This is a genomic window from Clostridium sp. UMB9555A, assembly GCF_030222355.1.
GTDB classification, from domain to species: Bacteria; Bacillota; Clostridia; order Clostridiales; family Clostridiaceae; genus Sarcina; species Sarcina perfringens.
Genome location: NZ_JASORQ010000003.1, coordinates 304027 through 319403 on the forward strand (window position 1 = coordinate 304027; position 15377 = coordinate 319403).

The following is a 15377-nucleotide window of genomic DNA, read 5'->3' on the forward strand; positions in this document are numbered from 1 at the left end:
AAACCCAAACCCTTTCACTAGATTCTATTCCATAACTTACTACAAACCTCTCTTGATTTAGCTAAGATTTCATCTTCATTAATATTTAAAAGCTTTCCATCTTTAACTAAAACCTTACCATTCACTATGGTAGTATCAACGGATTTCCCCATCATTCCAAATAGAATATGAGAATTATAATTACTTCCATTCATTGGTGTTAATGGATTATAATCTACTACTATAACATCTCCAACTGCACCTTCTTCAATGATTCCAAATGTTCCATTAAAGTGTTTCTCTGCAATCTTTCTATTATTTTCAAATAACATCATAGGAGCTTCTCCCCATGCTACTGATGGATCTTTTAAGTGGTGCTTATGAATTATATTTGCAACTTTCATTGATTCAAATATATCTGAAGTATAGCCATCTGTTCCAAGTCCAACAGTTATTCCCTTTGCTATTAAATTAATTGCAGGTGATACTCCTACTGCATTCCCCATATTAGACTCCGGATTATGAACAACTGTGGTTCCAGTTTCCAGAATTATATCTTGTTCATTATCATCTGCATGAATACAATGAACAGCTATTGTTTTTTCTCCTAGTATATTGAATTTTTTTAATCTCTCTACTACCCTAATATGATACTCTTCTATACACTTTTCTTCATCAGCTAAACCTTCTGCAACATGAATATGATATCCACAATCTAATTCTTTTGAAGCATTCATACACTTTTCTAATGATCTATCTGAAAGTGTAAAACTTGCATGCATTCCAAACATACCTGATTTCATATTGCTATTGCTTTCCTTGCAATGCTTTATGTAATCTACATTCTCTTTTATCCCTTCAATTAAAGCCTTTTCTCCATCTCTATCAGATACTTCATAACAAAGAGAAGTTCTTATGCCAAGCTCTTCAGCAACCTCACCTATAGTAAAAAGACTTCCTTTAATTGCATTAGGACTTGCATGATGATCAAAAAAAGTTGTAACTCCATATTTTAAACTATCCATTAAAGTACTATATGCACTATACTTCATATCTTCAAGAGTTAAGCTTTTATCTAATCTCCACCACAAATTATTTAATATATCTAAGAAATCCTTTGATGTAGGTCCGTCTAAGTTCATTCCTCTTGCAAAAGCACTATAAATATGACCATGAGTATTTATAAGGCCAGGCATTATAACTTTGCCATTTACATCCATATATTTAATATCTTTATACTTTTTTAATATTTCTTCAGTGTTTCCATAGCTTAATATCTTTCCTTCTTCTATAACTACAGCTCCATCTTCTATAAATGGATTCTCTTTATTTTGAGTTATTAACCTTCCATTACCTACTACTAACACACGAATCCTCTCCCTATTTTTTTCTCAATACTTTACCTGCTTTTAACTTTTTATACTCTCCATTATCTATTACAACTTGACCATTTATAATTACATAATTTATTCCCTCTGGGAATTTAATTGGATCTTCAAAAGTTCCAGTATCCTTAACATCATCTTTATTAAATAAAACTATATCAGCAAAGTATCCTTCTTTAAGAATCCCTCTATCCTTTATGCTAAAAGCCGTAGCTGCTTTACTTGTCATTTTCATAACCCCTTCTTCAAGGGTTAATACTCCAAGCTCTCTTACAAATCTTCCAAGTATTCTTGGAAATGAACCATAAGCTCTAGGATGAGGTCTTCCAGCTAATAATCCATCTGTACATACATTTTGTTCAGCAAGCTTCATAAATTTAATTATGTGTTCTTCTAAACCATAATAATCAACCATACCTACAGCATTCTCTTCTTCAAGTAAAAGATCAAAAGTTGCATTATATGGATCTTTTCCTCTTAACTCTCCAAGCTCTATTAAATTCTTTCCTATTGCATCTTCATTTTTTTTATTTCTAACTGAAGTTACATATATAGCATCAAGACCAGCAAAATCAACAAAGTTATCCCAACCTTCTATTCCATGCTCCATGTCATATATCATCTTTTCTCTCATTTCCTTTGAAGCAAGCCTTTCCATTAGCTTATCTGTTCCACCATCATGAGCCCATGGAGGTAAGATAACCCCTAACATTGTACTTCCTGCTGCATATGGATACTGGTCGAAAGTAACTCTTATTCCCTTTTTCTTAGCTTCGTTAAATAATTCAATTACTTTGTCAATATACTTCCAGTTTTTCTTACCACATACTTTAAAGTGTGAAAAATGAACTCTTACCCCTGATTTCTCACCAATCTCAATTATCTCTTTCATTGAGTTTATAATTGTATCAGCTTCACTTCTTTGATGTACTACAAATACTCCATCAAATTCAGCTACAACCTTACACATTTCTATAAGCTCTTCAGTATGAGAATAAGCACACGGCATATATATTAAACCAGTTGATAATCCATATGCTCCTGCTTCCATTTCCCTTCTTGTTATTTCACACATTTTCTTTATGTCATCCTTAGTTGCTAGTACATTTCCAAGACCAACAACTTCCATTCTTACATTGCCATGTGGTACTAAATATGCCTCATTTAAGCCTACTCCATTATTCTCCATCATTTTTAAGTAATTATCAGTTATTTCATATTTCCAATCAATCTCATCTGATTCTCCATCTAAACCAGCTATATTCTTTCTCCAAGAAGAAATATATTTTTTTGGTAATGGAGCCATTGATATACCATCTTGTCCTAATACTTCTGTAGTAATTCCTTGTCTAATTTTTATTTCATTAAATGGATTTTCTAATATCTTAAGATCACTGTGTGAGTGGGTATCAATAAATCCTGGGGCTATTACTAAGCCCCTAGCATCTATTTTTCTATCTACATCATTTTCGCAAAGTCCATGTCCTATTTTTTCAATTCTCTCATCACAGATTAAGATATCTCCGATGTATCCTTTATTGCCACTTCCATCAGCTATAAAGCCATCTTTTATTAATATCCTCATCCTCAAAACCACCTTTTATTTGTTATAAACAGATTCTAATATTCCATAATATCCTTCAGCACCAGTAAATAATTGTTCTAATTCAATATATTCATCAATTGTATGAGCTAAATTTTCTTTTGATGGTCCAAACCCAATTGTTTTTATTCCTGCTTCTCCAGCATAGTGTGAACCATTTGTGCAGAATGAATATTGAGTTATTTCTGGACTTATACCTGCACGTTTTAATCCATTATAAGCAGCTTGTACGAACTCATCATCTTCACTATATAACCAAGCAGGAAAGAATCTTTCTCCCTCTATTACTTCTCCTGTATAGCAAGTTTCTCTACCAATTGCATATGAAACCTTAGCATCTAATTCTTTATCTTCTTTCTTAAGCTCATCTATAATCTTTTTAATTGGAGCTAAAACTTCCTCTTTAGTTTCTCCAACTAAAAGTCTTCTATCAAATGTAGCCTTACAATAATCTGGAACTACTGAAGCTCCTGGATATGGTGATGATTTAATATCAGTTAATACAAGAATTCCTTTTCCAAGTACGTCATGCACAGGAGTTTCTATATCTTGAATTCTTTCAATTATTTTTGACATTTTATATACTGCATTTACTCCTTTTTCTGGGTTAGCTGAGTGAGCTGGTTTTCCGAAAGTTTCAATAACTATTTCAGCTCTTCCTCTTTGTCCAATTTTTAAATTTAATTCTGAAGATTCACCAATAACTACGTAGTCTGGTTTAACAGCTTCACTTATCTTTCTAGCTGATACTCCTTCAAATATTTCTTCATGAACTACACCTGCTACAAATATATCTCCAGCAAAATCCTTTTTGAAATCTTCTGCAAAATAAGCTGCTGCTGCAATCATTGCTGAAGTTTGGCCTTTCATATCTGAAGCCCCTCTACCATATATTTTTCCATCAACTATTTCACCACCAAATGGTGCATAAGTCCATTTTGAATCATCTGGTACTGGAACAGTATCAATATGACCATCAAAAAGTATTGTTTTTCCTGGCTTATTACCTTTTATATGTCCTATTACATTTCCATAGCTATCTACAAAGCATTCATCATATCCTAATTCTTTAAATCCCTTCTTGATAGCTTCTAATACGTTTCCTTCTTCTCCTGAAACTGATTGATTTCTTATTAAGTCTTGACATAATTTAGTTAGGATTTCTTTTCTTTGATTATTAAGCATTTCTATATTCCTCCAATAAATTATTTAATCTATTAACATTCACTGTTCCAAACTATTTCTCTATACTTTTCTGGATCTGTATCACCTTCAGTACTAAATAAAAGAACTCTTGAGTTTTCATCTAGTTCTAAAGCTTCTTTTAAATCCTTATAATCTTCATTTGTCATGATTTCATATAAAAGCCCTGTTGTAACTGCTCCTGATTCTCCTGATGTTACTTTTTCATCTCCCTTTAATGGATTTCCAAGTATTCTCATACCCTTAGCTGATACCCAATCTGGGCATGATACAAATGCTGTTGAATGATTTTTTAACACTTCCCATCCAATAGTATTTGGTTCACCACAAGCAAGTCCTGCCATTATTGTTTGCATATCTCCTCCAACGAATCTTGCCTCTCCATCATCTGCTATTGCTGATTTATAGAAACAATCCGCTAAGTTTGATTCAACAATAACTGTTTTTGGGCACTCTTCTCCAAACTCAGATGCAAAAAATCCTTGAACTGCTCCTGCAAGTGAACCAACGCCAGCTTGTACAAATATATGTGTTGGCTTAATAACTTTAATAGAATTTAATTGTTCTAAGGCTTCTAATGCCATAGTTCCATACCCTTGCATTATCCATGCTGGAATCTTTTCATACCCTTCCCAAGCAGTATCTTGTACCATTAATCCATTATGCTCATCGGCATATTTAGCGGCTAATCTAACTGCATCGTCATAATTTAAATCAGTTATACTAGCATCTGCACCTTCGGCTTTAATATTGTTTAATCTTTGAAGTGATGATCCCTTTGGCATATAAACCACTGATTTCTGTTTTAATTTGTTAGCTGTCCATGCTACTCCTCTTCCATGATTACCATCTGTCGCTGTAACAAATGTAATATCTCCAAGTTTTTCTCTAACTTCATCTGATGTTAATCTTTCATAAGGTAAATCTTTTATATCTTCTCCTAATCTATCTGCTAGGTATCTCCCCATAGCAAATGATCCACCAAGCACTTTAAAAGCATTTAATCCAAATCTATAAGACTCATCTTTTAAATATATCCCTTTAACTCCTATTCTTTTAGCTAAATTATCTAACTCAACTAATGGAGTCTTATCATATTCTGAAAAACTTTCATGAAAGTTTTTTGCTTTTGATACTTCTTCTTTACTTAAAAATTTTATGCAATCTTCTTTATCTGTTTTTGGTAATGTGTTTAATTTCCATAGTATTTTTTCCATACTAGTTCCTCCCAAGCTCTTCTTTTTATTTCATACTATTATTTAAAGCAACATTCATGCCAAGTTTTTCTATATTTTATATTGATTTCATATTATATCTTTATAATTTTTCTTATTTAAGAAACCTTTCTGTATATTTTTATAAGCTGTTATATAAAAATTTCTTAATTATTATCAAAATGATAATTCTTTTATCATTTTGATAATCCTTTTAATTCAATATATCTTAGTTATTTTATTAACAAAAAAGCAAGAGAATTTATCATTTTGATAAATTCTCTTGCTTATATATTATTGTTCTCCAATTTTTCTGTATAATGTGGCAATACCTATACCTAATTTTTTTGCAGCTTTTTTCTTTCCTGCTGTATCTCTCCCATATAAATCTAATGCCTTATTTATATATTCGCTTTCTATCTCCTTAAGTTCTCTTATTTCTTCAAAATCACCAGAAGACTTACTGTTAGAATATTCCTTTTCCTTGTTTTCATACTCTAATACAGTTTGAGGTAACATATCTAATGTAACTATTCCATCTTCTCCGCTTAAATTTACCATAAACTCAACAACATTTTCTAACTCTCTAACATTACCTTTCCACTTGTAATTTTTTAACTTTTTAATTACATCTTCATTTACTGTATGAACATATTTATTAAATATTTTATTATATTTCTTTATAAGTTCATTCATAATAAGCTCAATGTCACCATCTCTTTTTCTAAGAGGAGGAACTTCTATTGGTATAACGTTTAATCTATAATATAAATCTTCTCTAAATTTTCCTTCTTCTACGAGCTTTCTTAAATCTTTGTTAGTTGCTGCTACAACCCTTATATCAAGCTCTATTAATTGATTAGACCCTATTTTAACTATTGTTCTTTCTTGCAAAACTCTAAGTAATTTTACCTGAAGATAAAGAGGCATATCACCAATTTCATCTAAAAATATAACACCTTTATTTGCAAGCTCAAATTTTCCTACACGGCCACTTGAACTAGCACCAGAGAAAGCACCTTTAACATAACCAAATAACTCACTCTCAAGTAAGCTTTCAGGTATAGCCCCACAGTTTATAGCTATAAAAGGCTTATTTTTTCTGCTACCTTCTGCGTGTATTGCTCTTGCTACTAGTTCCTTCCCAGTTCCACTTTCACCTGTTATTAAAACAGTAGATTTTGAATATGATATTCTCTTTATTTTATTTTTAAGTTGCTTCATAGCCGCAGATTCCCCAACTATTTCATCACAGTTTATTTTATTATTTCCATGAGTTAAGTTTACAACTTCATTTTTTAACTGTTTAAGTTCATTAAATATTACTATCTTTTCACAATTGCTTTTATTTATATAATTATATATTATCTTTCCTATTACCTTATATGGAATTCCCCTTATATATAATTCAAATATATCTCCTCCTGGAAAATAATCATCTGTTTCTTTAATCTGTATATATTCTCCAACTATATTAGGCTTTAAATTTAACATTTTAAGAGCCTTATTATTTATTACTTTTATATTATTTAAACTATCTATTGTGATAATCCCATCATCTACAGAGTTTATAATTTCTTTAAAAAACTCTAAATTATTTTTATTTGCTAGTATTTCATTTTGTTCTATTAATTTTATTGCTATAAATTCAGATATTTCTTCTAAAAAGCTCATAATTGTATCAAGATTTAAAAGTAAATGCTTTTTTTGTTTTTCTGTTGAACATATAAGCCCAATTATTCCAAATATAGAGTTTTCATATTTTATAGGAACACATATTTCCATACATTCTTTGCATTTGCCCTTATTTAAGCAATCTCTACAGAGAAAATTTTCACCTGGATCCTCTATTATTTTTGATTCCCCTGTATATAAAGCCTCCTTATATACATAACCTGCAGACTCAATATTTTCTCCTACTCCATCTTTATATATTCCTGTACCAGCTATTCTTTGCATATTGTAATCAACAATTTCTACGTCCAATTTCAATATGTTTGATAATAAATTTGCATATTTATTTACTACATTTGAGATATCTATTAAATTTATCTGCATCATTATGGTGATTCTCCTTTTTATTGATTTTGTAATTTTTTCATTTTTACATCTTGTAAGTGAGCCAATCTACCATTGTTTTTCACTAATAATATTTCTGATAAAATACTAAATGCTATTTCTTCAGGAGTTCCATCTGATATATCAAGTCCAATTGGGGCATGCATACTTTCAAGTAATTCTTCTGAAACTCCAATTTCTGATACCGCTTGTTTTAATTCAATAATTTTTTTCGTACTTCCAACTACACCTATATAATTATGATTTTTATTTATTAACTCTTTAGCCCAATATGTATCCCTTTTATGCCCTCTAGTTACAATTACTATATAGCTATTATTAAAGTTTATATCTCCTAATTCTTCTATACTTTCAGCTATTCTAAAGTCTTCTACATTCTTAAAAGCATCATACTCTTTAAACTCTTCTCTATCTTCAATTACTGTTCTTCTAAAATTCATATTATCAGTTATTTTACATATACTCTGAGATATATGCCCTCCCCCCAAAATAATTAAATTAGGTTTTGGTTCAAATATCTTTATGTATCCTTCCACAGCTCCACCACATGCCATCTTAACTCCATTTTCACTTAAGTTATAGGCAAACTTTTTCCCTTGTCCACATTTTATACACTTAACTGCACTTTCTATAACTACACATTCTATTTTACCACCACCTATAGAACCAACAATATTTCCATTTTCATCTACACTCATTAAAGATCCATTTTTTCTTGGTGTGGATCCATTAGAAGATGTTAAAGTAACTAATCCCATTCTTTTCCCATTTTCTAACCCATAAATAATACTCTTTAATACCTTTTCATCCATTATCTATTCCTCCATTGTCTTAACATCATTATACTCTCTAAAACTGCTCCACCAATACATCTAGCTTTATCTGAAATTAAATCACAATTTTTCTTTTGATTAATCCTTGGATCTATATCTGCTATTTTTAGTCCTTTATTTACATAAAAGCCATTTCTTATCATTCCTCTTATTACCCCAGTTAATGAAGCCCTAACATATTTATCTCCAACTATGCATATTGTCTCTCCTTCTTCTACTATACTTCCAATATCCTTAATTATTTCAATATTCCCTTCACAAGGAGAATAAATTACTCTCTCAATACCAAAGCCTTCTATTATTCCTGGAACCCCTGTATTTTTAGCAGCTGATCCATTAAAAATCAATCTCCCTAAGTTATGTCCTCTATTGGTTTCAACTACTATATCAACATCCTTACCAGCTATATAACCTGGTCCTAAAGCCACAGTTATATCAGCCATACTCCTATTAGTCCCAATATTTTTCTTACAAAGAGTAGCATCAACAACAGCCATAGGTTTAATCTTTTTTATTATTTCACCTGAAATATCATTTACAATACAAACCTTATTTTCATTTAATATACTAAATATTTCATTATAAGAATCTGCCCTTTTAGCAACTACATCCTCAACTTTAAATTCACTTTCATACATAGCTTCACTTAGACAAACTCTTCTCCTTATTGAAGTTGGCTTCTCTATTTCTAAAGCCACTACTTTAAATCCAGATCTATTTAATTTTTGAATTGCTCCAGTAGCAATATCTCCTGCACCTCTTACAACTACTATTTCGCTCATTATACTTTCTCCTTAAATATTCTAATTCCTCCTTGGTGTCAATATCAAAGAATTCAATATCTGAATGAAAATTCACAAATGATACTTTGTCCAAATTATTTTTTATGATAGGTCTCCCCCCAATATCTCCCTTCAAATCCATTAATTCATCCTTAAAATAACTAGAAAATATTGTAGGGCTCTTATTTTGACCATTAACTCTTGGAATAACTATACCGCCATTTTCATTAAACGTTTGTATCATTTTTCTTATAATTTCCCTTTTTAATAATGGTTGATCTCCAGTAAAAAACATATATCCATGGCTTAAATCTGATGATTTTTTTAAAGCAATTTTTATACTTTCACTTTGTCCATAGTTAGCTCTTTTATTATATATAGTAGATATTCCATACTTTTGAGCAATTTCCTTTACTTTATTGTCTCTATAAACTAAAACAACTTCATTAAATCCTATAGAACTAACATTTTTTATTACCCATTCCACTAAAGGTTTACCACAAAAATCTAGTAAAAGCTTATTTCCTCCCATTCTTTTACCATTTCCAGAAGCTAAAATTATAGCTAATATTTTAGGTCACCTCCAACTAAAATTCATAATATTTATTTTTCTTTAAATCTCCACCAATAATTTTTAAGGAATTTTTATTTTTTCTACTTAATATTTCAAGCAATTTCCATACCAATTCTTTACTTTTCTTATTATTAATTCTATTTAAAAATAATATTTTTTCTCCTACTGCATCCTTAAATAGTCCTTTAGGATTTGTTATTATCTCCGCGATTACATTTAATGTTATTTCATCTCCAATTTTTGTTTTAAATACATTATTAAAAATTTCAATTCTATGTATGTTTTTTTCTGTGATCTTTTCTCCAACAATATGCAAAGGAATTATCCCTATTGTTTTCGTAGTTTCATTTAATATTACTGGTTCAGTACTATTCCATCCCTTAAGAGGTTTTGTCTTTGATCCATCGCATTCAAGTAATATATAATCAAATCTACTAATATATTTTTTTATTAGCGATATATCTCCTGAAATCTTATTCTTACTTACTTTTTCTCCTGCAATAAATGTTCTTCCTTCTTTTATGCTAATTTCATTATCTTCAGCCAAGCAGAAAAAATAATCAACTTGATTTTCTTCTGGATATAACATCTTTGTTGTTGTAGATATAAGAATCTTTTCATTTTTAATCTCTTTAGCTAAATTATATATAAAAGTAGTTTTTCCACCTGAACCAACAACAGATATAATATCTCCTATTTTAATATCTATTAAATAACTCAAACTATTTTTCAAAATACCCCTTCTTTCATTTAATTTACAAATATAACCTTATTTTATAAATATAATGAATATTTTTCAATTTAAAAAAGAAAACCATAAACTAAATTGGTGTTTTCTAATCTTATAGTTAATATATTGTATTATTTCACTAAATTATTATATAACCCCAATTTTAGCACTTAGGTTTATTATAATTATAAAAATGCCTATAAAAACTATAAGTTTTTATAGGCATTTTAAATTTATAAATAGAAAAGCTTAACTTTTAACATACTTAATATTTTAAAATCTTTTGTTGATTTTATATATTGACTACTATTTTTTTATCAATCAATAATATGATTTATTCATATTAACATATTAGTTTCTTTTTTTTAGGAAATATATTCCCGCTCCGAGCATACTAAAAGCTCCCATTAGTAAAGAATTATTGCCAAACATATTTCCTGTGTTAGGTAACGAACTTATATTATCATTATTTTCTTCTGGCTTTACAACAGGCTTTTCTTGTTCTGGAGAATCATTCACAGGAGGTATTGTATTATCTGTTTCTGGTTTTTCCTCCTCAATTACTGGTGGTGCTGAATTTTGAGAATCATCTTCTGGCTGAGTTATATTATCACTTTCTAAAATTGGTAAACTTTCTTGACAAGTTGTATTATTAGAAGTTAATACATTTTTATATAATAAATAATATGCTGAAGCTGACCAACTAAAGTTTTTAGTATGTAGGCCTTGTCCTGTTTCAGGATTATAATTTTCCCTAATAGGCCCATCTCCTATTAACCCTTCTGCATTATCAAATAGTTTTTTAGTTAAAGTTTCAGCTTCATCCTTAAAACCATAATTTTGAAGTGATTCTATTCCATATAATGCTTGATCCATCCAAACTGGTCCACGCCAATATTTATTTGGATTAAATTTAGGATTATCTTTTGACGCTGTAGGTAAAGGCATATAAGTATTGAATTTATTAGAATCCATCATATTTTCTTTAACTAATTCAGCTTCATCTTGAGTTGCAACTTTAGCCCAAAGTGGCATCCAACCTTCTGTTCCTTTTCCTCTATTAACTAATAATTTTTTTTCACTTCCATCCTCATTTATTTGTAAATCATAGAAAAAACCAGTTTCTTTATCAAACATATTATTTCTAATATATTCTCCTACATTTTTAGCTTCTACTTCATATTTTTGAGAGTCTTCTGTTTTTCCTAAAATATCAGCTATTGATTTTAAGAATCCCTTTTCAGCATATAAATAAGAGTTTAAATCAACTGATTCTTGGTTTATTGAGTATCCTACTGTATTTCCATTATTATCTTTGTTTTCAAAAACATGAACTCCAGCATCATCTGAACCAAATCCTTCTTTATCAAATCTAGTAGCATTGTCCATACCACTTTCCCATGCTGCTGCTAATATTATTTCATCTTCACTATTATTAGCTGGATGTACCATGCCACCATACTCAGCTATTCCATTTTTATCATGATCCCTATTTGTATACCACCAATTATGGTAATCAACTAACTTAGGATACATTTCTTTTAAAAATTCTATATCATTAGTTTCTTTATAAACATTCCATACTGCCCAAGCTGCTAGTGGTGGTTTAGAATTTCTTTCATTCCAGTTTCCACCTTCTCCTCCTCTTTGCTCATCCTTATTATAAAATATTGCATCTATTATTGTACCTTTATCATATGGTCTAACTGAATCATCACCTTTTATCTGATAGTCAAATAAAGCTCTAATGTTATTTTTAGCTAGTTCTCCATCAAAGTTTGCAGTTGCAACAGCTTGTTTCCATGAATCCCAAGCCCACATTCCTACAAACCATTTATATGATAAAGATGGTACTATTCCATCATGTTTAATAGCTCCTGCTGCGCTTCTCCAGTTAGTAGTTAGAGTAATTATTGATTTTACAGCAGCATCTTTATAATGAGGATCACTATCTTTTTCTGTATTTGAAAAAGCTTTATTTAAATAATTTTGCCAACGATTAGTATTATCATTAAAATATGTATCACCATTTTCAATTAAATCATTTATTTTAACTTGTTCATTATTAAACTCTTCAGTTGTAAATGTATAACTTTGAGTAGAAAAAGTTTTAAATGTATTTTGAGGTTTAATATTTACGATATTATCAAGTTTAGTTACATATGAATTTCCATTTATAGATGTACTAGTATTTCCATCATACTCAACATTAAACTTTGTTTGATCTGTAGAAAAAAATGACCATGTAGATCTTATGTTAGAAAAATTAACTTGTACACCATTTTTTGTTGCTTCTAATGTCTGACCTAAATCGTAATTTTTTTCTCCATTATCATTAACACTTATAGTATATGGTGATTTATTAAATATATTTCCTGACCACTCTAGATTTAAATTTAAATCAGTATTCTTTTTATTTTCAATTTCTGTTTTAATTAATGCACTTCTATTAGTTGCAAAAATAAGTTCTAATTTTAAATTAAAATCATTTAACTCATATGTTTGAACTAGTTTACCTGGATAAAAATCAAACATTATATTTTGGGCCTTTGACAAATCATATACTTCTCCAGTATCACTATTAGTTAAAGTTATTTTGCTTATAGTATCTGATAAGTTAATTGGATACTCTTCTCCAACAATTAATGGTCCTGCAAATCCACCGTATAAATTTGTAGCTCCTTTTTCAGGTAAATAATATGCATGCCATGCTCCCATATCCGAAAATGGATTAGAGACATTAGTTGAATAGGAATCATTTAAATTTACCTGCGGATTTCCTTGAACGTTTAAAACATTTCTGAAATCATTTATAGAAGTATTTTTGATACTTCCATATGCATTTAAATTACAGAATCCAGTTAATAAAGTTGTCGTTAATGCCGTTGTAATTAAAACCTTTCTTTTTAAATTAAATTGCATTTTAAAATTCCCCCTATAAAGTAATATCAAACAAAACATCACAAATTCATGCTACTTCGTTAACATATTTCCTAAAAAGTAACAATATGGTTGTTAAATTCAATAAAATAGTAACATCTTATGATAACATTTTCAATTAATGCATTAATATTTTACAAAATATTAAATATACTTTATTTATGAAAAATACTTTCTATTTAAATGTATTAATATAAGTTAAGTATTAATGAAAAGTTATATTAATTGGCTGTGGTAAAATATCTACAAAATGTATTGTGAGAGTATAGACTAGTTAGTATCTTATATAAAAAATAGTAGCTAAATTTTTAAATTTAGCTACTATTTTTAAGGATAGATTATTAACCCCATAAATTATATTCTTTCAAATATTTAGAAATTTTATTAGACTAAACCTTTAAAAATTTAATTTTATTTTTCTTAATACCTTTTAACTATGAAAATATCATTATAGTATAATTAAAAACTTTTTAGTATATTTGGATTTTCAAATATACTATCTAATTTTTTTATAAAAGGTATAATTTCTCCAAAATCTAATGCACGATGGTCAAAAGCTAAACATATTGGTAATACCTTACGAATACCAATAGCCTTTTCTCCATTTTCGTCAATATATACACCAGGTTTTTCTAAGATTGCACCAAAACCTATTACACAAACTTGCGGAGGTATGATATCTAACAAAGCAATTGCCCCTCTTTGTTCTCTATATGTAGAACCAATATTTGATATAGTTATAGTTCCAATTTCTAAAGGTACTTTTGATTTATCTTCATTTTTATCCCCAGATATTTCATGTTTTCCACTTATTATACTGTTTATAATATTATAGTTTATTTTATCTGAAAATGACTTAGATAAAGACTCTGAATCTATACTTGAAATTTTCTTATTTAAATCTTTAATATATTTATTAATTTCATATAAAGACATTTCTTCAATATTATTTATACTTATTGTCATCATTTTTCCACTTGGTAAAATCCAAGGCATATTTACATTGATATCTTTAATTGTATGAATTTCTCCTTCACCAGTATTTTGATCATAAGATATATGAGCATTTAGCTTTGGTGCAAATTTCAATCCTTCAGAAAATACTTTTAACATTAATGAATTAATTGAAACATTTTTTAATGACTTATCTTCTTCTTTTAATTTTTTAAATTCATCAATAAAATTTGTAATATCAGGTTCATACATATAAGATACGTGTGGTATTGTCTGCCAAGATTTTGTTGTCATATAAGATATAATTTTTCTTTCAGTTGAGAACTTTTCTATATTAATAGTTGTTAATTTACTCATAATAAGCCTCCTATATTTTAAAATACATGTTATTCTCACTATATAAAAATCACAATTTTTTTGTTGTATTATGCATAATATTTAATTATTTTTATATGTAAGTATTTTTTATATTTTGTTTTTTATTCTCCTTACAATGCTATTTTATTCCCTTTAAAAGAAATAACATATTTATTTACCTTTCATATATGTTACAATTTTGTAAGAAAACTCTTGACTAGTTATTTTTTATTTAATAGTACACATCTCCAATTATCGAACTACTTTCCAACGATTTTCTCATGTTTTTATTACCCTTGTTCTTTTTCAATTTTTATAAAATTCTATAATTACCTAACTTTTTATCCTTTATTTTTAACTCTCTTTTATAAAATAAAAAACCTCCAAAGGCTCTTTTTTCTGCCTTTAGAGGGTACTATTTTTTTGATTTTTTATTAATTTTTTTGACTTTTTGTAAATGCAAGCAGTTTTGTGACTGATTTAAAAAAAGTCCGTCAATTCTAGCACACCCCTTGATATCACTAAAAAAGCTCTGGTTTCAACTCTGTCATTAGTATGTCACAACTCAGTCACACTAATAAGTTTAAACTTTATAAATTATTGTACTCCTCCCAAAAAGTCACACCAAAACATCCCCATCAAACTCGCTTGTCTTGGTAAACTCCCCCAATTATCGAACTACTTTTCTCCCCTTTTTCTCATGGTTTTAATTACCCTTTTTCTTTTTGGACTTTTAGAGATTTC

At 28.9% G+C, this 15377-nt stretch carries 11 protein-coding genes; all 11 read right to left on the bottom strand.

Annotation, left to right across the window (positions count from 1 at the left end; genetic code table 11):
* Window positions 1-17: 17 nt before the first annotated feature.
* Entirely contained in the window at window positions 18-1346 is a 1329-nt protein-coding gene (gene ssnA / locus QP548_RS11395; protein WP_061426290.1) for a putative aminohydrolase SsnA, read from the bottom strand.
* Window positions 1347-1359: 13 nt separating this feature from the next.
* Window positions 1360-2949 (bottom strand): N-acyl-D-amino-acid deacylase family protein, encoded by a 1590-nt coding sequence (locus tag QP548_RS11400; protein ID WP_061426289.1) that lies wholly within the window; start codon window positions 2947-2949, stop codon window positions 1360-1362.
* Window positions 2950-2964: 15 nt separating this feature from the next.
* Window positions 2965-4152: a YgeY family selenium metabolism-linked hydrolase gene (locus tag QP548_RS11405; protein ID WP_284905384.1), complete on the bottom strand. Its 1188-nt coding sequence runs from the start codon at window positions 4150-4152 to the stop codon at window positions 2965-2967.
* A gap of 32 nt (window positions 4153-4184) precedes the next feature.
* The gene (dpaL, locus tag QP548_RS11410) at window positions 4185-5387 is read right to left on the bottom strand and encodes a diaminopropionate ammonia-lyase (protein WP_061426287.1); all 1203 of its coding nucleotides are present in this window, start codon (window positions 5385-5387) and stop codon (window positions 4185-4187) included.
* Window positions 5388-5678: 291 nt separating this feature from the next.
* The gene (locus QP548_RS11415) at window positions 5679-7445 is read right to left on the bottom strand and encodes a sigma-54 interaction domain-containing protein (protein WP_075808038.1); all 1767 of its coding nucleotides are present in this window, start codon (window positions 7443-7445) and stop codon (window positions 5679-5681) included.
* A 17-nt stretch (window positions 7446-7462) separates the two neighbouring features.
* Window positions 7463-8275 (bottom strand): XdhC family protein, encoded by an 813-nt coding sequence (locus QP548_RS11420; RefSeq protein WP_061426286.1) that lies wholly within the window; start codon window positions 8273-8275, stop codon window positions 7463-7465.
* Window positions 8275-9078, bottom strand: a complete 804-nt coding sequence (gene yqeB / locus QP548_RS11425; RefSeq protein WP_061426285.1) for a selenium-dependent molybdenum cofactor biosynthesis protein YqeB — start codon at window positions 9076-9078, stop codon at window positions 8275-8277. The genes QP548_RS11420 and yqeB overlap by 1 nt, the downstream gene beginning before the upstream one ends.
* The gene (locus QP548_RS11430) at window positions 9011-9649 is read right to left on the bottom strand and encodes a nucleotidyltransferase family protein (RefSeq protein WP_320410260.1); all 639 of its coding nucleotides are present in this window, start codon (window positions 9647-9649) and stop codon (window positions 9011-9013) included. Before QP548_RS11430 ends, yqeB begins: the two co-directional genes overlap by 68 nt.
* A gap of 16 nt (window positions 9650-9665) precedes the next feature.
* Complete coding sequence (gene yqeC / locus QP548_RS11435; RefSeq protein WP_061426283.1) at window positions 9666-10385, bottom strand: selenium cofactor biosynthesis protein YqeC; 720 nt, start codon at window positions 10383-10385, stop codon at window positions 9666-9668.
* 348 nt (window positions 10386-10733) lie between these two features.
* A complete protein-coding gene (locus QP548_RS11440) occupies window positions 10734-13304 on the bottom strand; it encodes an MGH1-like glycoside hydrolase domain-containing protein (protein WP_061426282.1) in 2571 nt (856 codons plus the stop codon).
* A gap of 477 nt (window positions 13305-13781) precedes the next feature.
* On the bottom strand, window positions 13782-14633 hold the full coding sequence (locus tag QP548_RS11445; RefSeq protein WP_061426281.1) for a 2-oxo acid dehydrogenase subunit E2: 852 nt from the start codon (window positions 14631-14633) through the stop codon (window positions 13782-13784).
* Window positions 14634-15377 lie beyond the last annotated feature (744 nt).